The organism is Paeniglutamicibacter sp. ORCA_105, assembly GCF_045798545.1.
GTDB classification, from domain to species: domain Bacteria; phylum Actinomycetota; class Actinomycetes; order Actinomycetales; family Micrococcaceae; genus Paeniglutamicibacter; species Paeniglutamicibacter sulfureus.
Genome location: NZ_JBIXLM010000027.1, coordinates 20,899 through 42,846 on the forward strand (window position 1 = coordinate 20,899; position 21,948 = coordinate 42,846).

Sequence of the window (21,948 nt, forward strand, 5' to 3'; positions counted from 1 at the left end):
CAGGCACCTCGGCGGGAACAAGAAGGATGGATCATGGCGCACTTCGTCATCATGGGTTGCGGACGGGTGGGCGTGACCCTGGCCCACACGCTCGACGACGCCGGGCACTCGGTGGCGATCATCGACCAGGACGACCGCGCATTCCGCCGCCTGCGCCGCAGCTTCTCCGGGCTCAAGGTCTCCGGCGTCGGATTCGACCGCGAAACCCTGGAACGGGCGAAGATCGCGGAGGCCTACGCCTTTGCCGCGGTCTCCAGCGGCGACAACTCCAACATCCTGGCCACCCGGGTGGCCCGCGAGACCTATCACGTCCCGCACGTGGTGGCCCGCATCTACGACCCGGGACGGGCGGAGATCTACCAGCGCCTGGGCATCCCCACGGTGGCCGCGGTGCGCTGGAGCTCGGACCAGGTCTTGCGCCGGATCCTGCCCGAGCATTCGCTTCACGGCGACTTCCGCGAGGCCTCCGGCCGGTTGATCCTCGGCGAGGTGAACATCCACGAGGGCTGGTACGGCTACGGGCTCGAGGAGCTCGAGGCCGCCGCCCCGATCCGCATCGCCTACCTCTCGCGCTTTGGCGAGGGCGTGCTGCCGGTTCCCGGCATGCGGCTGCAGCAGGGCGACATCGTGCACGCGATGATGCCCGTCAACGCCGAAAAGGACATCGAGAAGGTCCTCTCGGTCGCCCCCAAACCAATCACGGAGCAAAACACGTAATGAAGGTCATGATTGCCGGAGCAGGGTCCGTGGGCAGCTCCATTGCCAAGGAATTGATCAGCCACGGACACGAGGTGCTGCTCATCGACGAGAAGCCCGAGGTGGTTTCGCGGGCCGGGGTGCAGGGCGCCCGCTGGCTCTTCGGTGACGCCTGCGAACTCTCGGTGCTCAAGGAAGCCAAGCTCGAGGAAGTCGACGTGGTTGTCTCGGCCACCGGTGATGACAAGGTGAACCTGGTCGTATCGCTGCTGGCCAAGAGCGAATTCGGCGTCGGACGCACCGTGGGCCGGGTGAACAACCCGAAGAACGACTGGATGTTCGATGATGCGTGGGGTGTTGACGTCGCGGTGAGCACCCCGCGGCTGATGACGGCCCTGGTCGAGGAGGCGGTGGAGATCGGCGACCTGGTGCGCCTGATGACCCTGCAATCGGGCGTGGTTTCGATGGTGGAGTTCACCGTCCCGCACGATTCTGCGCTGATCGGCCGCACCCTGGGCTCGGTGGCGTGGCCCAACGAGGCCACGGTGGTGGCGATCCTGCGCGATGACATCCCTCTGGCGCCCAGCCAGGATGATGTCATCGAGGGCGGGGACGAGTTGTTCTTCGTGACCACGATCGTGGCTGAGGACGAGTTGCGCACCGTGCTGCGCACCACCGGCGAGCAATAGCCTCGGCGCGAACCCCGCCAAGCGCCGTCCCAGCATGGACGCCGGGTGCACTGGACTGCATGCGTATCGCGTTGCCGGGCGCCTGCTAGGCGATTGTGCCCGTTGTCGGTTCGCCGGCCGGCGCCTTCTGCGGCCGCGAGATCATCCAGGCAACCCACAGCGCCGCAGCATAGAGGGGCACGCCCATGGCCAGGCGCGCCGCGCCCAGGGCCGGGACGTTGTCGGCCAGGTACAGCGGAAACTGGACGACCAAACGCGCGGCAAATACCGCCACCACGATCCAGGTCGCCCAGGCGTATTGCCTGGCGCGCAGCTTGTTTTCCCGCCAATGCGTTTGTTCCGAGCGGATGAATCCGAAGATCACGCCCATCAGGGGCCAGCGGACCATGATCGAAATAACCAACGCCGCCCCGTAGGCGAGGTTCGTGTAGAAGCCGGGGACGTAGTAGTCCTTGGCCTCCCCGGTGACCCTGGAGAAGATGGCGCAGATGGCCACGCCCGCCAGGCCGGTCAGGGCCTGGGTGAGGGAGCCGCGGCGCACCAGGCGCACCACGGTGAACACCAGGGCCACGGTCACCGAGGCAATCAGCGCGGTGTTCAGCTGCTGCCACAGGGTGAAGATGACCAGGAAAACCAGGCCCGGCAGCAGCGACTCGACGAGTCCGCGCACCCCGCCAATGGTCTTGAGCACGTCGATCTGCCCGTCCTCACGGCGTTCGATGCCGGAATTGGCGCCGATTCGCCGGGCCATGTCCTCGGCACCGGGCGCGTCGTCCTCGGGCTGGGGCTGCTGTTCGTTGTGCTCGCTCATGGCGGTCCGTTGTCCTTGGGAAGACTCGAGGGTGAATGGGGGGCGGTGCGCACTGCTAGCGGGAAGTGCGCTCGGGCAGGATCTCGTAGCGGGGGTTGAAGACCGTGGGCACCGAATCAAGCGGTGCGACCATGCCTTCGTATTTGATCCGGGAGCCTGCCACGAGTCCCGGCACCCGGCGCTGGCCCACAAAGACCAGCCGCAGGTGCGGCACCGCGCTTCGGCGGCCACCGGGCGGTGCCGGGTGGTCAACGACCGTCGCGGAGAAGGCCGGGGCCTGCGCCAGGGGAAGGATCGTGATGGATTCGACGTAGCCGCGGTGCGCGATGCGCCCGCGTACCGGAAGCTCGGCCAGGGACGCCAGGGGCTGGACGCCCGTGGGTCCCTGTTCTCCCGGCTCACGGACGGCCGCGACTTCCGGTCGCTGCGACCGGTTGGCCTTCACCGCTTTGTCCTTGGGCAACGAATCAGCCGATCTGGGTGATTTCCGGGCCACGTTCGGGACGCTCGGTGCCGGGGGCCTCGCCGGCCCCATCCGGACGGGCCAGTGCACCGGAGGGCACCGTCAGCGACAGCAACTCGGTCGGCGGCATCGGCGTGTCGCCGCGCACCACCACTACTTGTGCCAGGGTGTCCTCCATGATCTTGGATTCGGCCGCATCCGTCAGCGCCGAACCGCCGATCACCGCGCGGAGGAACCAGCGCGGACCGTCGATGCCCAGGAAGCGCAGCGCCACGTGGCCCTGGCGCCCGTCGGGGGCTGTCTGCGGAACCCGAGCCAGCAATTCGTTGCCGAAGCGGCCGGGAACCATTTCCGTTTCCCCGCCCTGGTCGGCGATGCCGGTGGCGATCTGGGTGGAGATGCCGGGCCACAGCTCATCGGTCTTGGGTGCGGCGAAGACCTGCAGCTGCATGCGCGAACCACCGATCTCCAGGGCCACGGCGATGACGCGCTGCGTGGATTCCTCGACCTCGAGGCGAAGCTGCAGGCCGGGGACCGGCTTGATCAGCAGGGCTCCCAGGTCCAGGAAGCCCTCGCGGTCCTCGATGTCATCACCGTCAAAGGGCCCCCCCGCGCGTTCCGAGGTTGCCGCCGGCGCGTCCTGGGCCGCGGCTTCCGCCTCTGGAGCCTCGGCAGGCTTTTCCCCCGCCGGCTCCCCGGTCCCGTTGGCTGCCGCGGCATTGAGTCCGGCGATGGTCTGTTCGGGCTGCGCCTCGGCGACGGCCTTCTTCTTACGCTTGAAAATCATGGAAGTTGCTCTCTTGCTGTATCGACCGTGAGATTTCGCTGGCCGGCCCTAGTGGCTGCTGTTTGCGGTTTCGAAACCACCGGTGGAGCCAAAGCCGCCGGCGCCGCGCGAGGAGTCGTCAAGATCCTGGACCTGGATGAAGTGGGCCCGCTCGACCTTCTGGATCACCAGCTGGGCGATGCGGTCCCCGCGCTTGAGCACGATCGGGGTGGTTGCATCCGTGTTCAACAACGTGACCTTCAACTCACCACGGTACCCGGCATCCACGGTCCCCGGCGCATTGACCACGGTCAGGCCGTGCTTGGTGGCCAGGCCGGAACGCGGGTGGATCAACCCGACGTAGCCCAGAGGCAGCGCCAGGGAGACGCCGGTGGGAACCAGCGCCCGTTGTCCCGGCTCCAGCGTCACGTCCTCGCGGGCACACAGATCTGCTCCCGCATCGCCCTCGTGCGCATAGCTTGGTGCCGGAAGGTCCGGATCAAGCATTTTCAGGGCGATATCGACTCTCGATTCGGACATCTATTTTCCACTCCAAGGGGTTCAAGATTGGGTTCTGGCCGCGGCACGGCCACTGCTGTTTCCCATTAACTCTAGTCCCTCGCGCGCGCCGGCGCTGGCCGGGTACGGACTCCCAACCGCCTATGCTTGAGGGTATGGCCGAGAACCCTTCACCGATGCAACCTGCCCCCGTCCACTTCAGCGAAAAGCTGTGGCCCGCGTGGTGGATCTGGGTCGTGACGCTGGGCCTGGGCGCCACCGCCGCCATCGCATTCATCCCGGTGGGCCTGGGCTGGGGAGTCGTGGCCGGCATCGTCGCCCTGGGCCTGATCTCCTTCGCCCTGGTCATGAGCACCCCGAAGATCGAGGTCCGCGACGAAACGCTGACCGTGGGACGTGCCACCATCGAACGTGAATTCGTTGGCGACGTCACCGGCTACCGCGGCGCGGCGGCCTACCACCAGCGCGGTCCGGGCCTGAACGGCATCGCCTTCATGTGCATCCGCGGCTGGATCGACCCGGTAGTGCGCATCCAGATCACCGACGAGCGCGACTCCACCCCGTACTGGCTGGCTTCGACCCGCCGTCCCGAGGAACTCACCGCCGCCCTGGGCGGCGTCATGGTGCAGTACCGCGAGCCGGTGGAGAACCCCGAGGCGCAGGATGGCAACTCCCCCGATGCCGCCGAGGAATCCGGCACCGCCTAGGCGCCAATCCACCGAGGCACAAAAACGCCCGCCATCCCCTCCTCCCGCTTGTGCGGGGATTGAGGTGTGGCGGGCGTTGTGTTGTGTTGTGGCTAGCCCTCGCAGTCGGTGCAGTAGAGCAGGCCGTCCTTCTGCAGGGCGATCTGCGAACGGTGCCGCACCAGGAAACAGGACGCACAGGTGAACTCGTCCGCCTGCGCCGGCATCACCATGACCGCGAGTTCTTCGCCGGACAGGTCGGCACCGGGCAGCTCGTAGCTGTCGGCCAGGGCCGCCTCGTCTTCATCGATGAGATTCGAGGCGTTGGTGTTCGTGCTGCGCTGGGCCTTCAGCTCGGGCAGGGCCTCGGGCTTCTCATCGTCTTCGGCATGCTTCCGAGGTGCATCGTAGTCGGTTGCCATAGTTGCTGCTTCACACTCCGCTTGGTTCAAGCTGTTGTTCGTCTTGGGTCGTCCCGGGACCGGTTCCGGTCCCGCGGGTGAATCCACGCAAATTGATGCGCTTATGATTCAACGCAGAATCATGCTTTTTTGTGCCCGGTCGGGAACCGACTGTTCATCATTGCACCTTCGGGTCCAAAGACGGGATTTTTTACCCGTTTTTACGCTCTTTTTCGGGCTTGGTGGGAATAATCATGAAGCCGGTCCGCGCCACACCAAGGCACCTCTTAGGTATTTGCCCCCGCAGGTGGCAAAGTTTTAGTCACAACACGACGGTTTGTGGAGGATAGTCATGCGTCAACTCCGACTGGTGGGAATCCACGAGAACGGTGAGAGCCTGCACCTGAGCAGCGACGACGGGAACAGCTTTGTGCTGCCCGTCGATGAAGCGCTGCGAAGTGCATTGACTCGAGCAGCCCGGGCCGATCGTACGGAGGCGCAAGCCGCGCCGTTGTCACCCCGCGACATACAGGCCCGGATCCGTTCCGGCGCCACGGCAGAGGACGTGGCGGCCGTTTCCGGCATGTCCCTGGAGCGCATCATGCGCTACGAGGGCCCGGTGCTGGCCGAACGCGAATACATTGCCTCCCAGGCGCGCAATGTGGAGGTTTCCGCCCCGCAGACCCATGACGGCTACCGCAGCATCTTCGGCGAGGAACCGGCCAACCTCGGCGAAATGGTCGCCTATCGCATCCACTCGATGGGCATAGACACCGAATCCCTGGCCTGGGATGCCTGGCGCGAGGCAGATGGTTCCTGGGAGGTCGTGGCAACCTTCGATTTGCCCGAATCCGACGCGAGCATCGCCTTGGACGCCGGTTCCGAGGAATCCGTCGCACGCTGGTCGTTCCACCCGAACCGCAAATCGCTGCAGAACGCCAATCGCTGGGCCCAGGTCCTGAGCGAACTTGAACCGCTCGACGCGCCGGTGGGTGCCCGCCGACTGACGGCCGTCGCCGACGACCCCTTCGACGTCGAGGCCGACGGGGACGACGTCGACTTCGAGGCAGCCGTGGCCGACTCGGAACAGCTCCTTGACGCGCTCAGCGCCCGCCGCGGGCAGCGCCTGGGACTCGACGAAGAAGGCGACGACGCACTGGCCGCCATGCTTTCACGCTCCCCGCACCCGGAGGACGACCCGCGTCTGGCCGGCCCCGCGCCGCAGGACGACGGACTGCCCCGACTCTATGACGGCGTCAGCTCAAGAACCACGACCATTTCCCTGGTGCCGAACCTCCGCCCGGAAACCCCTGACAACGGGGAATCGGCAGAGGGTTCGGAAGCCGGTGCCCACGACGATGACGCCGGTGGCAAGAAAAAGGCCAAGCGCTCCTCGGTGCCCAGCTGGGACGAGATCGTCTTCGGCCGGCGCAACAACAACGACTGAACCCACGTAGGCGCTGCACCCACGGGAAAGGCCCGGTTATTGGCAAGGATTTGATGCCAAAAACCGGGCCTTTGCTTTTGGGTGCTATTTCCCGGCCGCCGGGCGCTTCAGGGTCAGCAGCGGAACCTCGCACTCGGCGCGGGTCAGCGAGCCGTGCTGCCCGATCATCGTGAATGCGGCGGGCTTGACCCTCCGGCCGTCGAGGAAAGCGATGTCCTCCGCGGACAGGATGAGCAGGTCCCCGATGCGTTCGCGCACCCGGTCATCCACCGGCCCGAACAGGCCTAGGTCGATGGCCTCGTCGCGGCCGAGCACCCAGGCCTTGGACCCAAAGCGTTCCCGCCATGCCTCGGCCACCGCCTCCCTCTGGGCCGGCGGGGTCTGGGCGTGGAAATGCAATTGCGCCCCTCGCGGCTCGCCGGAGGTCAGTTCGACCCCGTCCACCAGCTCAGGGAACTCGGAGTAGTCGATCCGCCATTTCTCGTCTACGTCGACCATGCCGTGGTCGGCCGTCAGCAGCAGCAGCGTGCCGGCCGGGACCCTTGCGGCCAGGGTGCGCATGACCGAGTCCAGGTCCTCCAGTGCGACTCCCCATTGTGCCGAGTCCTTGCCGTGCCGGTGCCCGGCCTTGTCCAGCTCGTTAAAGTAGCAGTACACCAGGGAGCGGGGATTGGCCGCGAGGATCTCGCAGGTGGCGCGCACCCGTGCGTACGGGGACTCCGCCGCGGTGAATTCGGGGCCGCGCAGTGCCGCCTTGGTCAGGGCCGAATCCTTGAATTGGGATAGGGACACCGTGGCGGTGTGCACGCCGGCCGCCGCTACCTGTTCGAACACCGTCCGGTGAGGCTGCCAGGACAGCGGGTCCAGGTCCTTGGGCCAGCCGCCCAGCTGGTTTACGACGCGGCGGCGTTCGGGGTCAACAGCGTCGTAGCCCACGACCCCGTGCTGCCCCGGCGGCAGGCCGGTGCCCATGGAGGTGAGCGAGGCGGCGGTGGTGGAGGGGAAGGAAGCGTGCAGGGTCTGGGAGGTTTCCATGAGCTTGCGCAGGAACGGGGCATGTCCCCCGCGGGCCTTGAGCAGGGCCTTGCCCAAGCCGTCGACCATCACCACACAGATGCGGTTGGCCCTCGGAAGCCCCAGGGCGTTCTCGAAGCCCTCGACTCCCAGTGCCGCCGCCGCGCTGGGCAGCAACTCGGCGATGGTCTTGCTTCCATACGGAGGGGCCGCCGGCAAGGCGGCGGCAGGGGTTCTGCGGGTGCTGGTTGCCACGAGGCGGTGTTCTCCCTTGTGGCCTTAGCCCTGGTGGGTGTTTCGGCCGAAGCGCGATCCGACGCGTCCGCGCACCTCGGCGGCGGGTGCCGCAGCCCCGGGGCGGGACGCATCGGCGCCGCGAGGGGCCGAGGCACGGCGCATTGACTTTGCGAAGCCGCGGGCGGCGGTCACGGCATTGACGCCGTCGGCCTCGGCGCTTACGCGTAGCACGAGGTCCTCCTGCTGGGAGGTGCCGGTGTAGCCGTGGTCGGTGTCGCAGGCGGGGTCGGCGCAGCCGGCCGGGGCCAGGTCGATCCGCTGGGCACCGGCCCAGGCGATGCCGAGGGTCAATTCCTTGACCATGTCGCCGGTGCTGTAGTTCTGCGGCTGGTGGTAGACGTAGCTGGTGGCCACGGTGGTGACCTTGGAGAGCTGGACCAGCTCGGTGGAGACCTGGGCCATGACTTCCTTGCCCTTCTCGTCCAGCTGCTGGTCATCGACGTGGGCTACCAGCAGCACGTCCTCGGCCAGCACCAAAACGGTGATGTGCCGGTGGACCTCGTGCTGGTCGAAGTGGGTCTCCAGGTGCACCAGGTGCGCGCCGGTTTCCCGCCCATCGAGCGCCTCATCGATGATGTCGGCAACCATTTTCGGGTAGAACCCGGCACGGTCGAGGTCAGCTTGCAGGTCGGGGCCCGTGGCCGAAGAAAGGGGGGTCATGCCTACCAGTCTACCCAAGGGGACGAACCGGGAGGTCTGGGTGTGGTGTACGCCGCTGCCGCGATGCCGGCTCAGCGGCTCATGGCCCGGCGTGCGGAATCGGTGCGCTGCTCCGGGTTGCCCAGCCAAATCTCGACCGCCAGCACCGTCGTGCCGTTGGCGGTGGCCATGACCGGGTTGATTTCCAGCAGGGACACCTCCGGGTGGTTGTCCTTCAGGGTGGCCACGCGGTTCAACAGGTCTTCCAGTGCACCCAGGTCCACTGCGGGAAGTCCCTGGTAGCCGCGCAGTCGGGCGGAGGCCCGCGGGGCAGCCACCAGGTCCGAAAGGTCGGTGTTTGTCAGCGGCGGGGTGCCGTGCGCCCAGTCGTCGAGCAGGTTCACCGCGTCGCCAGCCAGGCCGAAGGACACCACCGGGCCCAGCAACGGGTCCTCGACGGCCCTGACCACGCAGCCCTGCCCTGCCGGGGCCATGGATTGGACCTCGAGGTCCTTCGCCGCATACGTCGCCAGGATCTCGCGCATGTGCCCGATATTGGAGCGCAGCGAGGCCTCGTCGGTGATATTCAGCCTGACCCCGCCGAGGTCCAGCCTGTGGCGCAGGTGCTCGTCGCGGGCCTTGAGCGCAACCGGCCAGCCCAGCCGTCCGGCAGCGGCAACCGCCTCGTCGGCGGTTTCGAAGCCCGAGGATTCAAGCACCCCGATCCCGTAGTGGCCCAAAAGTTCGGCCGCCTGGCCCTTTGACAGGTGCAGCAGGTCCACGCCCTCCACGGTGTCCAGGGCCTGCTCTATGAATTGGGCGGCGGCAGGCACGTCGATGCCCGGCGGCTCGATGACCTCTCCCTGTTCCCGGGCGACCCAGCGCGCATAGTGGACGACCGCCGCCAGGGCGTTGACGGCGACCCCGGGGCTGGAATAGCAGGGCAGTCCGTAGTTGCCGCCATCCGGGTGGGTCCCGGCATCCAGCAGCCCGTCGACAGTGGCCACGGGATCCATGAGGCCGGTGAACACCGCCACCACGGGCTTGCCCGCCTCAGCTGCCGCCTCGCGGATGCACCGGGCCAGCGCCTGGTTGGAAAGCCCCGGCTCCGGCAGCAAGGTGACGATCCCGCAATGCACTTCGGGGTTTTCCAGCGCCGTGGCCAGGGCCGCGGCAAGCCGCGGCAGCGCCCGGGACTGACCATCCCCCAGGTGCACCCCCGCATCCGAGGCAACCACATCGAGGTGGTTCTGCTCGGCGGCGTCGGCGACCACGGAGGCCAACGCCGCGGAGTTGGACAACACCGCGATCCCTGGACCGGCCGGCAGCGGCTGGGCAGCCACCACCTGCGCGATTTCCATCAATTCCTCGTTGGTGCGCACCCGGATCACCCCGGATTGGCGCAGCATCGCGTCCACCGCCGCCGTGGGCGCCTGGGTGGTTCGCACCGCGTGGCCCGGCGGCAGCCGCAGTCCCATGACATCGGACTTGGCCACGATCACGGGCTTGGAGTGCGAGAGCCGGCGGGCGATGCGGGAGAACTTGCGCGGGTTGCCGAAAGACTCGAGGTACAGGCCCACCGCGCGGGTGGCGGGATCGTCTTCCCAGAACTGCATGGCGTCGTTGCCCGAGACATCCGCCCGGTTGCCCGCCGAAACAATGGAGGACACCCCGACGCCGCGGCGCACGGAGGCCGCATAGAGCAGCACCCCGATGGCGGCGGATTGGCTGAAAAGCCCCAAGGTTCCCTGCTGGGGCATGCCGGGGGCGAGGGAGGCGTTCATGGAGGTCGCGGGGGCGGTGTTCACCAGGCCCAGGGATGCAGGGCCGATCACGCGCATCCCGTTGGCCCGCGCCAGCCGGACCAGTTCGTGCTGGCGGGCCAGTCCCGCCTCGCCGTCCGCTTCGAAGCCTCCCGTGGCGATCAGCAGCCCCTTGACCCCGGCGTGGGCGCACTGCGTGATGACCTGGTGGATCTGGTCCTGCGGGACGGCAATGACGGCCAGGTCGACGGGACCCGGGATCTCGGCCAGCGTGGCGTAGCTGCGCATGCCGCCGAGCTCGAAGGCCTGCGGGTTCACGCCGTAGACGGCACCGGTGAACCCGCCCTCGATGATGTTGTGCAGCAGCGTGTGCCCGACCGTGCCCCATTCGCGGCTGGCTCCGATGACCGCGATGGATCCGGGGGCCAGCAGCCCGGCCAGCGACTTGGCCTCGGCGCGGTGTTCGCGCGATTCCATCACGGCGCGGGACTTTTCCGTGGGGTCGATGGGGAACTCGAGCATCACCACGCCCTCGTCGAAGTGCCGCTTGACCGCATAGCCGGCCTCGGCGAAGACCGTGAGCATCTTCCGGTTTTCGGGAAGGACCTCCGCGGAGAAGCTCTCAATGTCGTTTTCGCGTGCGGCGGCGGCCAAATGCTCCAACAGGATGGATCCCACGCCCATGCCCTGGTAGGCATCGGAAATGTTGAAGGCCACCTCCGCGTCGGTGGGGTCATCAAGCCGATCATAACGCCCCACACCGATGATGTCTTCGCCCCGGATCACGACGAAGGCCACCCTGTTGACGTGGTCGACCTCGGTGAAGCGCTTGAGCTCTTTGGCGGTGAGCGAGGATTTGTACGTAAAATAGCGCATGTAGACCGAGGCCTCGGATTGCCCGCGGTGCATTTTTTGCAAATTGTCGGCGTCGCTTGGTTGAATCGGGCGTAGATGTGCCGTGGATCCGTTGCGCAGGACAACGTCTGCTTCCCAATGGGACGGATATTCACCGGGTTTACGACCATCCACCATAGGCTTAGCCTAGCGGTCGGCGTCCGAAGAGCACTTGAATCGACGCGCCGGAACCGCAGCTAGAGATGAAACCTGCCCTTGCCCAAGGACAGGCATCAGTACCGAATCGAGGATTCACACCAAATATGGCGCGCAAAAAGCCCGAACCACTGCCCGCGGACTTCGTGGAGCACATCGTAGACATCGATGTGACCAAGGAAATGGAGGGATCCTTCCTGGAGTACGCCTACTCGGTGATCTACTCCCGCGCCCTGCCCGATGCCCGCGACGGACTCAAGCCGGTGCAGCGACGCATCTTGTTCATGATGTCCGAGATGGGCCTGCGCCCGGAGAAGGGACATGTCAAGAGCGCCCGCGTGGTCGGCGAGGTCATGGGCAAGCTGCACCCGCACGGCGACACCGCGATCTACGACGCGATGGTGCGCATGAGCCAAGGCTTCGCGCTGCGCCTGCCGCTGATCGACGGACACGGAAACTTCGGCTCGCTGGATGACGGTCCCGCGGCCCCGCGCTACACCGAGGCCCGGCTGGGCGCCTCGGCGGTGGCGATGACGGCGAACCTGGACGAGGACGTCGTGGACTTCGTCCCGAACTACGACAACCAGTTCATGCAGCCCTCGGTCTTGCCCGCGGCCTTCCCGAACCTCCTGGTCAACGGCACCACCGGCATCGCCGTGGGCATGGCCACCAACATGGCACCGCACAACCTCGGCGAGGTCATCGCCGCCGCCCGGCACCTGATCGCCCACCCGGACGCCGACCTAGCGGCCATCACGAAGTTCATCCCGGGCCCCGACATGCCCACCGGCGGCAAGATCGTGGGACTCGACGGCATCCGCGACGCCTACCGGGCCGGCCGCGGAACCTTCAAGACCCGGGCCAAGGTCGAGCTGGAGCAGATCACCGCCCGCCGGCAGGGCCTGGTGGTCACCGAGCTGCCCTACATGGTCGGTCCGGAAAAGGTCATCGAGAAGATCAAGGACGCGGTCAATTCCAAGAAGCTCACCGGCATCGCCGACGTGGTCGACCTCACCGACCGCAACCACGGCCTGCGCCTGGTCATCGAGCTGAAGAACGGCTTCAACCCCAACGCGGTGTTGTCCCAGCTGTACAAGTTCACGCCGATGGAGGATTCCTTCGGCATCAACAACGTCGCCCTGGTCGAGGGCCAGCCGCGCACCATGGGGCTGCTGGAGCTGCTCACCGTCTACGTTGAGCACCGCCTGCTGGTGGTTCGCCGGCGCACCGAGCACCGGCTGGCGAAGAAACTTGACCGGTTGCACCTGGTCGAGGGACTGCTCATTGCGATCGTCGACATCGACGAGGTCATCGCCATTATCCGGTCCTCGGACGAGACGGCCCAGGCGCGCGAGCGCTTGATGACGATCTACGACCTGTCCGAGTTGCAGGCCAACCACATCCTGGAACTGCGGCTGCGCCAGTTGACCAAGTTCTCGCGGATTGAACTGGAGAAGGAGGCCGAGGAGCTGCGCGCCGCCATCGATGAGTTGCGGGCGATCCTGGACTCCGATGAATTGCTGCGCGAGCTGGTCTCCGGCGAGCTGGCCGACATGGCCGAGAAGTTCGCCACCCCGCGCCGCACGGTGCTGCTGGAGTCCGAGTCGGGATCCCCGCTGAAGGGCACCTCGATGCCCGCGGCGGTGGGCACCGGCAAGGCGGCGCCGATGAGCCTGGAGATCGCCGACGATCCGTGCCGGGTGTTGCTTTCGGCCACCGGGCAGGTGGCCCGCACCGGATCGGCTGACCCGTTGGACGGTGCCGGTGCGCGGGTGAAGCACGATGTGCTCGCCTCCGTGGTGGCGACCAGCGCCCGCGGCGAAATCGGCGGGATCACCTCCACCGGGCGGATGCTGCGCCTGCAGGTCGTGGACCTGCCGCTGCTGCCCCCGGCCCACGGCTTCCCGCAGCTGACCGGAGGGGTGAAGGTGGCCGAATTCGCCCAGCTGGCCAAGGGCGAGAAGATGGTCGCGCTGGTGCCGCTGGATGCGGTGGTGGCACTTGGCACCGCGAACGGCGTGGTCAAGCGGCTGAGCCCCGACTACCCGTTGAACCGTGACGAATGGGAAGCCATCACGCTCAAGGATGGCGACACCGTGGTGGGCGCCGCCGTGGGACCCGACAGCGCGGACCTGGTCTTCGCCACCCGCGGCGCCCAGCTGCTGCGCTTTGCCGCCTCCGCCGTGCGCCCCCAGGGCCGCACCGCCGGCGGCATGGCCGGCATCAAGCTGGCTTCCGATGACAGCGTGATCTTCTTCGGCGTCGTCGAGGCAGCCGCGCAGGCACCCGTCTTCGTCTCGATTGCCACCGGATCCAACACCCTGCCCGGCACCGCCTCGCATTCGGTGAAGGTCACGGACTTCGCCGAGTACCCGGCCAAGGGCAGGGCAACCGGCGGGGTGCGGGCGCACCGCTTCCTGAAGGGCGAGGACCATCTGGAGCTTGCGTATGCCGGGGCAGGTCCTGCCCGGGCGTCGTCCGCAGCCGGCGTGGTGCGTGCACTGCCCACCGAGTACGCCAAGCGCGACGGCTCCGGTGTCCCTCTGGCGCAGGGCGTCGACCTGCTCGGCGGCACCCCGGCGACCGAAGCGTCCCCGGCGGAGGCCGCACTCTCGCCAAACGGAGAATTGCCGCTTCCCGGCAGCTCCACGCGCGCGCCGCTGGCCGCACCCACCGAGGACAGCAAGCCCTTTGCCGATTCCGGGGTGGTCGAGGTCGAGTCCTCCCGCCGGGTTGTCATCCAGGACTCGTTGCTGGAGGAATAGGCTCCGGGCCCCGCGCACAACAGCGACGGGGGGAGGTCGTGGACCGTTCACACACCGTGGCGACGATCCATGACCTCCCCTTTTCCATGTCCGGCAACCCCGCGACGCCGGCCGGGCACGAGACCAATACCTTTTCATAGGGTTTGGCTGCAAGGATTCCATCACGGTTGACATGGGGCATCGAGCAGATTCGAGGCCCGCGGGGCCTATACCCACGGCCTTCAGGAAAACCGTCCGGCCTGCGATTCGAGGAACTCCCACCCTGCGAATCCCGGGCACGGAATGGCACCGACGGTGCGGCGCACGCGAGCGTCACGGTTTCCCCCAAGCCGGAAACCTCGCGTGCGATCCCCGGCGGGTTCCCATGATCGGGCGACATGGCACCAGCGGAGAGATTGTTCTTCGACGGCCCTGGCCTGTGACCAAGAAAGGCCACTGCCGCTTGCGCCCCCTGTCATCTTCGTCATCCCGGTCGATCTCTCCCCGTTCCCCCTCTTGTCGGGCCGTGTACACGGAACCGTTGCGAATTCCCGACACGGTATATCCCGGGCGAATGCTCCGCCGGGTCCCAACAAGCCGGATCTTCGAGGTCTCCACCGAGGTGGCCGGCACCATCGTCTGGGCGTTGGACGAATGGAAAGCAGCGTTTACGGCCTTCCGGTGCCCCATTCCATGGCGTTCGCGAAAACCACGCTTGACACGCTTATTTGTCGCATGGCGTGCCCAAGGTTTCCCGAGGGTGTTACACGCACAGTTGCCATACCTTTCGGATCGGCTGAGGAGTCAACATGAAATCCAACCAACTCAGGAGCACGGGGCGGCACACTGCGGTCCCAAGAAACCTGCAAAGAAAAATTGCGATCGCGACGATCGGGCTCCTGGCACTGGGCATGCATACCCCTGCCCAGGCGGCAACCCAGGTCATCGTCAAGAACCCCGGCGGAATCGTGGCCGTGGGTCCCGTCAACACGGATACCGGTTTTCCCAGTTTCTACCAGGACAGTGCAGGCACCCGCCTTGAACTATGTCTTGACGCCTTGAATGCCCTGTGCGGATTCCTTCCCGGTGACGTCCCGAACGCAGAGGCACCGATTACCTTCCCCGACAATTTCCCGGAGGAAGCCTTCTACATGCTGGCGTCCAGCGAACTGGAATTCCCCGGCGGGGGAAGCGCCGTTTTGGTCCTCGGACTCGAGGCCGCCTTCGCCAACGCCGTCCAGGCCGGAGACCAGGTCGTTTTCGGCCGCCAACGCGTGGTGGTCAAGGGCGGACCGGTCAACACGACGTTGACGTTCACCCATCCCTACGGCAGCCTGACCCTCGATACCGATGCGGCCGGGGACGGCAAACTCGTTGAAGACATTTCCCCTGCCGTGGAAAACTTCACCACGCCGCTCAGGAGCAATATCGGCCCATTCCTGAAGTGGGATCCAGCAGAGGCCCCGGCAGCGCCGGACGGCTACCTTGGGAACCCCGACGCGGAGCACACCGTGACCGGCAGCCCCTTTGGCACCAACGCATTCTCGGTCACCGGCGGAGGAGTGAACCTGTCCACGAATCTGTTTGGTCTCCAAGGGAAGATTTCCAGCGATGGAACGGAGCCGCCGCTCAATCCCAACGACGTGACGGCTCCCTTGATGACCGCGCAGGCCCCGGCCGCCGCTGCGACCGGCATTCCCGTGGCGGCGAACATCACCGCGTCGTTCAGCGAGTCCGTCGCCGGATTCAACCCGAACAATGTGCGCCTGACGCATGCGGACGGCACTGTGGTCGCTTCGACCATCAGCTATGACGCGGCAACCCGCACCGTTACCGTCGATCCGTCGGCAAGCCTGGCCAACAACACCGTCTACACGATGTCGCTGACCGCCGGCATCCAGGATGCGAGCGCCAACGCCCTGGCACCGGTTTCGTGGTCGTTCACCACCGATGTGGCACCGGCCGTCACGGCGCGGACGCCCGTTGCCAACGCTGTGGACATCCCCCTCGGGAACAATGTCTCGGCGACATTCAGCGAAGACGTTCTCGGGATCGATGCAACCACCGTGACACTGGCAACGGCCGCAGGGACCGCAGTCCCGGCCACCGTTTCCTATGACGCAGCGACCCGCACGGCGACCCTCGATCCGACGGCCAACCTGGCCCTGGGCACCACTTATAAGGTGTCCCTGTCCAACGCCATCCACGATGCGAGCGGCAGTCTGCTTCCGGCCACCGCGTGGACCTTCACCACGGATGCGGCACCGGTGATCACCGGCCGGACACCGGCGGTGAATGCCACCAACGTGGCACGCACCGGCAACGTGGACGTAAGGTTCAGCGAGGTCATGACCGGGGTCAATGCCACCAACATGCGGTTGACCACCTCGACCGGTGCCGCGGTGTCGGCAGCTGTCACCTTTGACGCGGCAACGCGCTTGGCGACGCTGAACCCGACGGCCACCCTGGCCGCCGGAACCCGTTACACGGTCTCGCTGGGCGCCGGCATCATCGATCCCCGCGGCCACGCACTGCCGGCCACCACATGGTCCTTCACCACCGATCCGCTGCCGACCGTCACGGGTCGGACGCCGGCGGCCAATGCCACCAACGTGGCACGCACCACCAATGTGGCGGTGAAGTTCAGCGAAGCCGTCACCGGCATCAACACCACCACGGTGCGGCTGACGAACCCGGCGGGAACCAACGTCGCGGCAGCGGTGACCTACAACGCCACCACGCGCACGGCCACGTTGAACCCCTCGGCCACACTGGCCGCGGGCACCCGTTACACGGTTCGGCTCTCCAACGGCATCAAGGACGCCCGCAGCAACCCGCTGACGGCCACCACTTGGTCCTTCACCACCGATCCGCTGCCGACCATCACCGGACGGACACCGGCGGCCAATGCCACCAACGTGGCACGCACCACCAATGTCACCGTGAAGTTCAGCGAGGCGGTCTCCGGGGTCAACACCACCAACCTGTGGCTGACCTCCCCCACCGGCGCCAAGGTGGCGGCTGCAGTGAGCTACAACGCCACCACGCGCACCGCCACGCTGAATCCGACGGCCAGCCTGGCCTTGGGAACCCGGTACACGGTGCGGCTTTCCAGCGGCATCAAAGATGTCCGCGGCAACCCGCTGACGGCCACGACGTGGGCGTTCACCACCGATCCGGCACCGAAGGTCATCGGGCGCAGCCCGGCAGTCAACGCCACCAGCGTGGCTCGTGCCACCAATGTCACGGCGAAGTACAGCGAGCCTGTCTCCGGCATCAACACCACCACGGTGAAGTTGACAAACCGGGCCGGCGCAACGATCGGGGCAGTGGTCAGCTACAACGCCACGACCCGCACCGTCACGCTGAATCCCAAGGCCAGCCTGGCTGCGGGAAGCCGCTACACGGTTCGGCTCTCCAACGGCATCAAGGATGCCCGCGGCAACTCGCTCGCGGCCACCACATGGTCCTTTACGACGGGAGCCCGCTAACGACACCATGAAGTCCTAGCACGTGCCGGAGGCCAGGCTGCGCATCGCGCAACCTGGCCTCCGGCACGTTTTCCGCATCCCCGCGCTAGACCGCGGCCGGCACCGGATGCGAGGCCGACTTCAGGTCATGGACCCTGTCAGCCAGTGCCGCAACGGCTCCGTCGTGGGTCACCAGCAGCACCGCTTCGCCCGCCAAGCCCGCGCGGAGGTCTGCGACCAATGCCACCGATTCGTCCGCGCCAAGGTGTGCGGTTGGTTCATCCAGCAGCAGCACCCGTGCCCTTGCGGCCAGGGCACGGGCCACGGCCAGGCGTTGGCGCTGGCCGCCGGAAAGTTCGTGGCCCCCGGACCCGATGCGCTCATCCAGGCCCGCGGGCAGCGTTCCCAACCACGATTCCAGCCCGACCTTGGCCAGCACCGCCCGCAGTTCGGCGTCGGAGGGCTGGTCTCCGGCGTCCCTGCCTAGCCCGAGGTTGGAGCGCACGGAGGAATCGAAGAGGTGGGCTTCCTGCGGGCACCAGGCCACCCGGGCCAGGTCAGCGGCACCGATGGGCATCCAATCCCCTGCACCCCGCCTGGCCTGCAGGGCACCGGACAGGGGCTTCAGGGCACCCAGCATGGCCGCCAGCAGCGTCGACTTTCCCGAGCCCGACGGGCCGGTGACCGCGACCCATTCGCCCGGATTCACTTCAAGGTCGAGACCTTGAACAACCGGCTCCCCCGCGGCCCAGCCGATGTCGGCAGCGTGCAGCCGCAGTCCCAGTTCCGCGGTCTGCACCTCCGCGGCTCCGGCGGGTTCCGGGGTGTGGCCCGTGCCGCCGGCAGTGGCCCAGACGCGGCGCAACACGTCATCGAGTTGCGGCAATTGCTGGATGGATATGGAGGTGTTGGCGATCGGCTCGCCAAGGGCCAGGAGCAGCAGCGCGGCCACTGCCGCCGCTTCTCCCCCGGTCCCCACCAGGACCACAGCCAGCACCGCGGCCAGCGAGGAAAGCAGCACCGCCCCGCCCTGGGCGACACCGGCGCCACGGGCCGCAGCACGCAGCAACCTGGTTGCGCTCGCGTCGGCCGCGGTGAACTCCGACAGGGCCCGCGGGCCGACCCGGTTGGCACGCAGATCCCCCGCCGCACCCAACAGCGTGGGCACCCGGGAAGCAAGCCACATGCGGTGCCGACTGGTGTGAATGGTGCTGCGCCTTTCCACCGCAAGCACGGCCGCCGGCAACAGCACAAAGGCAGCGAGCCCCAACCCCAGCGCCAGCGGCAACGCCGCCGGGGCCCAGAAGCCGATTCCCACGGTCACGGCAACCCAGGTGGCGATTCCCGCGACCGGCGGCACCAGGACCCGGGGCACGGCGTCGCGCACCTCATCGACCTCGGCCACCAGGTGACCCAGTGCAGCACCCGAACGGGTGAGCCGGCCCCAGCCATGTGGCCGTGCTACGAGTGCATCCCAGAGGCGTTGCCGCAGGGTGGAGGCGAAGCCCATGACGGCGTCGTGCACGCGCAATTGCTCGAGGTAGCGCAGGACCGCGCGGCCGATGCCGAAGGTGCGCACCCCGACGATGGCGACCATCAGGTGCAGCATCGGGGGTTGGTGGCTCGCGGTGACGATGAGCCAGCCGGAGATCCCGGTCAGCCCAGCTCCGAAGATCGCTGCGGCCGCGGCCAGCACGAGACCCGGAATCATGCCGTTGCGGAACCACGGCATGGAGCCCAGCAGCCGCCAGTGCGCGGCACGCGGGCCCGGGAGCGCGGCCCGGGGTTCGCGCACTGGCGCAGGGTGTGCGGGAACAGCAGCCAAGAGCGGGGGTTGCACGGGTCCGTGGTCTTCGGCCGCCGGTCGCGCGGCAGCGTCCGGGTCCCGCAGCATCGTGGCCAGGGCCCTGTCGTGGGTGGCCACCAGCAGCGCGCATTGACCGCGCAGTCGGCGCATTGCCAGGCGGATGCGGACGGCGGATTCCTCGTCCAGATGCGCTGTCGGTTCGTCGGCCAGCACCAAATTGACTCCGGGGTCGGCGGCCACCTTGGCGAGCACCCGCGCCACGGCCAAGCGGCGCAGCTCGCCGGGGCTGCAGTCCACCAGGTTCCGCTGCGCCAGGTGCTCGATGTTCGCCTCTTCCAGGACCGCCCGAAGCATTTCCCCGGACAGTCCTGCGCCGGCGTGCAGCCGGATCTCGCCTGACACGGTGGACTCGGTGAACCGGGGGTGCTGGGAGATGGACGCCGTGCGGGACAGGTCCACGCGAATCTCGCCGTCGATCTCGGACCCCTGCCCGAGCTGGCCGAGCACCGCCTGCAGAAGCGTGGTTTTCCCGCTGCCGCTTGCAGCATCCAGCACGCGCACCGCGCCGGCCTCCAGCTGCAGGTCTAGCCCGGAAACCACAGGCTCGGACCGCCGGGCATAACTGACCGAAAGGCCCTTGATGGACAACACGGGAGAGGTCCCGGACGGTGTCCGGAGCCCGGAATCCGGCCCGTCCGATGCAGTGGCTCCAATGAATCCCTCGCTGCGTTCAAGGGCCTGCACCCCATCCTCCGAGGAGTGGAAGGCGGCCCCCAGCGCACGCAGCGGCAGGTAGCATTCCGGGGCCAGGATCAGGGCAACCAACCCGGCTTCCAGGCCCATATGTCCGTAGACCAGGCGCACGCCGATGAAGACGGCGACCACCGCCACGGAGATGGTGGCGATGAGTTCGAGGGCCAGCCCGGAGAGAAATGCCGTGCGCAGCGTCCTCATGCTGGATTCGCGATAGTCCTCGGAGACCTTGGCCAGGGCCCTGCCCTTGCCCTCCGCCCGGCGCAGCCCAATGAGGGCGGGAAGCCCCTGGGCCAGTTCCAGCAGCTGGTTCGAAAGCCTGTCCAACCCGGCGGCCGCGGCCTGGACCCGATCCTGGGTATGCAGTCCAATCAGGATCATGAACACCGGGATGAGCGGGACCGTCAGCACCACGACCAGTGCGGAGACCCAGTCAGCGGCCAGGATCCTGGCACCGACCAGGACCGGGATGACCATGGCAGATACCAGCGCGGGCAAGTACTTGGTGTAGTAGTTGTCCAGCCCGTCCAGCCCGCGGCTGGCCAGTGCCGCCAGCGCCCCGTTTCCGGGGTTGGCACCGGCAACCCTCCCGTCCAGCCCGGCGGCCAGCAGCCGGGAGCGCAGCTGCTCCTTTGCCCCGAGCCCGGCCCGGTGTGCCGCGAACTCGGTGCCCCACACCGCCGCTGCCCGAAGGATCGTTCCGCCCAGGCCAAGCACCAGCAGCCGCTGGGCATCGAGTGGCGTGCCGGCAGCCAGTTGGCTGATGGCAGTGGCCAGGGCGTCGGCAACCAGGACCAGGCCGCCGGCCTTGAATGCCGCGAGTCCGGCCAACAGGGCCAGGACCTTCCGGGAACCGGTACCGGCTGGAAGAACGGGTTTCATGGTGGGTTTCTCCTCGTGCCGGTCAGACGATCGAGGTCACGGTGTGTGCCTCGGGAATGTGCACCTCGGTGACCCGCTTGCGGAACACCCAGTAGGTCCAGGCCTGGTAGGCCAGGACCATGGGCAGGCCGAAAGCCGCCACGATGCTCATGAGCCTGAGGGTGTAGGGGGTCGAGGATGCGTTGGACACCGTCAGGTTGAAGGCAGCGTCAATGGTGGAGGGCAGGACGTTGGGATATGCGGCGGTGAAGATCGCCGCGACCCCCGCCAGCAGGAAGATGCCCAACCCGGTGAAAACCAGGCCCTCGTGGTTTTTGCGCGCCTGGAACCAGGCGAACAGCAAGGCGCACACGGCCAGGCCCAGCGGTGCCATGGCGGCCATGCTGTGGTTCAGCAGCACCACCGCAACCGCCCATGCGGCCAAGGGCAGCAATGCCACGGGAAGCCAGCTGGCCACGAGCCGTGCCGCCCGGGTGCGGATGTCCCCGTCCGTTTTAAGGCCGAGGAAGGCCAACGCGTGAATCAGGCAGAATGCCACGACGGCGAGCCCGCCGAGGACCGCGTACATGTTGAACCAGGCAAAGGGCCCTCCGACGCGGTCGCCGTTGGCGTTCAGCGGGAGTCCGGTGGTGCTCAGCGCCAGCATCGCCCCGACGCCGAACGCGGCGACAAAGGAGCCCATGAAGATGGCCCAGTCCCAGGCCTTTCGCACGGCATGGGTGTGTGCCTTGCCGCGGTATTCGAAGGCCACTGCCCGGAAAATCAGGGCCACGAGCACCAAGGTCAAGGGGACATAGAGGGCTGAGAAAAGCGAGGCGTACCAGTAGGGGAACGCCGCAAAGGTCGCGGCCCCGGCGGTGATCAGCCAGACCTCGTTGCCGTCCCAGACCGGGCCGACGGTGTTCAGCAGCACGCGGCGCTGCTTCTCGTTTTTGGCGAAGGTCTTCATGAGCATCCCCACGCCCAGGTCGAAACCTTCAAGGAACAGGTAGCCGCCCCAGAGCACGGCTATCAGGATGAACCACAGTGTGGGCAGGTAATCCACTTGTAC

The 21,948-nt window shown here is 67.2% G+C and carries 16 protein-coding genes; 6 read left to right on the plus strand and 10 right to left on the minus strand.

Annotation, left to right across the window (positions count from 1 at the left end):
- The first annotated feature begins 33 nt into the window (after positions 1 to 33).
- Together ACIPUB_RS13620 and ACIPUB_RS13625 are read left to right on the plus strand one after the other, a co-directional pair.
- The gene (locus ACIPUB_RS13620) at positions 34 to 717 is read left to right on the plus strand and encodes a potassium channel family protein (RefSeq protein WP_407607866.1); all 684 of its coding nucleotides are present in this window, start codon (positions 34 to 36) and stop codon (positions 715 to 717) included.
- Positions 717 to 1,385 carry a TrkA family potassium uptake protein gene (locus tag ACIPUB_RS13625; protein WP_302266193.1) on the plus strand — a complete coding sequence of 223 codons (669 nt, stop codon included), beginning with the start codon at positions 717 to 719 and terminating at the stop codon, positions 1,383 to 1,385. The genes ACIPUB_RS13620 and ACIPUB_RS13625 overlap by 1 nt, the downstream gene beginning before the upstream one ends.
- Before the next feature lie 85 nt (positions 1,386 to 1,470).
- Here ACIPUB_RS13625 and ACIPUB_RS13630 read toward each other — a convergent pair whose 3' ends face one another.
- From ACIPUB_RS13630 to dut, 4 genes are read right to left on the minus strand one after another with little or no spacing between them, the layout of a single operon-like run.
- A complete protein-coding gene (locus ACIPUB_RS13630; protein ID WP_407607867.1) occupies positions 1,471 to 2,196 on the minus strand; it encodes a DUF3159 domain-containing protein in 726 nt (241 codons plus the stop codon).
- A 55-nt stretch (positions 2,197 to 2,251) separates the two neighbouring features.
- Positions 2,252 to 2,641, minus strand: coding sequence for a hypothetical protein (locus ACIPUB_RS13635; protein ID WP_407607868.1), 390 nt, complete (start codon positions 2,639 to 2,641; stop codon positions 2,252 to 2,254).
- A gap of 22 nt (positions 2,642 to 2,663) precedes the next feature.
- Positions 2,664 to 3,446: a DUF3710 domain-containing protein gene (locus ACIPUB_RS13640; protein WP_407607869.1), complete on the minus strand. Its 783-nt coding sequence runs from the start codon at positions 3,444 to 3,446 to the stop codon at positions 2,664 to 2,666.
- A gap of 48 nt (positions 3,447 to 3,494) precedes the next feature.
- Positions 3,495 to 3,965: a dUTP diphosphatase gene (gene dut, locus ACIPUB_RS13645; RefSeq protein ID WP_264270650.1), complete on the minus strand. Its 471-nt coding sequence runs from the start codon at positions 3,963 to 3,965 to the stop codon at positions 3,495 to 3,497.
- Positions 3,966 to 4,099: 134 nt separating this feature from the next.
- Between dut and ACIPUB_RS13650 the strand changes: the two genes are divergently transcribed.
- On the plus strand, positions 4,100 to 4,651 hold the full coding sequence (locus tag ACIPUB_RS13650) for a DUF3093 domain-containing protein (protein WP_407607870.1): 552 nt from the start codon (positions 4,100 to 4,102) through the stop codon (positions 4,649 to 4,651).
- A gap of 92 nt (positions 4,652 to 4,743) precedes the next feature.
- On the opposite strand, the gene ACIPUB_RS13655 is transcribed toward ACIPUB_RS13650, so the two are convergent.
- Positions 4,744 to 5,052 carry a DUF4193 domain-containing protein gene (locus ACIPUB_RS13655; protein ID WP_264270648.1) on the minus strand — a complete coding sequence of 103 codons (309 nt, stop codon included), beginning with the start codon at positions 5,050 to 5,052 and terminating at the stop codon, positions 4,744 to 4,746.
- 331 nt (positions 5,053 to 5,383) lie between these two features.
- On the opposite strand from ACIPUB_RS13655, the gene sepH reads away from it, so the two are divergent.
- Positions 5,384 to 6,478, plus strand: a complete 1,095-nt coding sequence (gene sepH / locus ACIPUB_RS13660; protein WP_407607871.1) for a septation protein SepH — start codon at positions 5,384 to 5,386, stop codon at positions 6,476 to 6,478.
- Between the two features lie 84 nt (positions 6,479 to 6,562).
- Here the strand turns inward: sepH and ACIPUB_RS13665 are convergent, their stop codons facing one another.
- The 3 genes from ACIPUB_RS13665 to ACIPUB_RS13675 form a co-directional block, all read right to left on the minus strand.
- Positions 6,563 to 7,747 (minus strand): alkaline phosphatase family protein, encoded by a 1,185-nt coding sequence (locus tag ACIPUB_RS13665; RefSeq protein ID WP_407607872.1) that lies wholly within the window; start codon positions 7,745 to 7,747, stop codon positions 6,563 to 6,565.
- A 24-nt stretch (positions 7,748 to 7,771) separates the two neighbouring features.
- Positions 7,772 to 8,449: a DUF5998 family protein gene (locus tag ACIPUB_RS13670; RefSeq protein WP_407607873.1), complete on the minus strand. Its 678-nt coding sequence runs from the start codon at positions 8,447 to 8,449 to the stop codon at positions 7,772 to 7,774.
- Positions 8,450 to 8,520: 71 nt separating this feature from the next.
- Complete coding sequence (locus ACIPUB_RS13675; protein ID WP_407607874.1) at positions 8,521 to 11,223, minus strand: GNAT family N-acetyltransferase; 2,703 nt, start codon at positions 11,221 to 11,223, stop codon at positions 8,521 to 8,523.
- 125 nt (positions 11,224 to 11,348) lie between these two features.
- Between ACIPUB_RS13675 and ACIPUB_RS13680 the strand changes: the two genes are divergently transcribed.
- Both ACIPUB_RS13680 and ACIPUB_RS13685 read left to right on the plus strand, forming a co-directional pair.
- Entirely contained in the window at positions 11,349 to 14,006 is a 2,658-nt protein-coding gene (locus tag ACIPUB_RS13680) for a DNA topoisomerase (ATP-hydrolyzing) subunit A (protein ID WP_407607875.1), read from the plus strand.
- 788 nt (positions 14,007 to 14,794) lie between these two features.
- Positions 14,795 to 17,476 (plus strand): Ig-like domain-containing protein, encoded by a 2,682-nt coding sequence (locus tag ACIPUB_RS13685; RefSeq protein WP_407607876.1) that lies wholly within the window; start codon positions 14,795 to 14,797, stop codon positions 17,474 to 17,476.
- Between the two features lie 85 nt (positions 17,477 to 17,561).
- On the opposite strand, the gene cydC is transcribed toward ACIPUB_RS13685, so the two are convergent.
- Together cydC and cydB are read right to left on the minus strand one after the other, a co-directional pair.
- A complete protein-coding gene (cydC, locus tag ACIPUB_RS13690; protein ID WP_407607877.1) occupies positions 17,562 to 20,897 on the minus strand; it encodes a thiol reductant ABC exporter subunit CydC in 3,336 nt (1,111 codons plus the stop codon).
- A 22-nt stretch (positions 20,898 to 20,919) separates the two neighbouring features.
- Positions 20,920 to 21,942 carry a cytochrome d ubiquinol oxidase subunit II gene (cydB, locus tag ACIPUB_RS13695; protein ID WP_407607878.1) on the minus strand — a complete coding sequence of 341 codons (1,023 nt, stop codon included), beginning with the start codon at positions 21,940 to 21,942 and terminating at the stop codon, positions 20,920 to 20,922.
- Between the last annotated feature and the right edge of the window lie 6 nt (positions 21,943 to 21,948).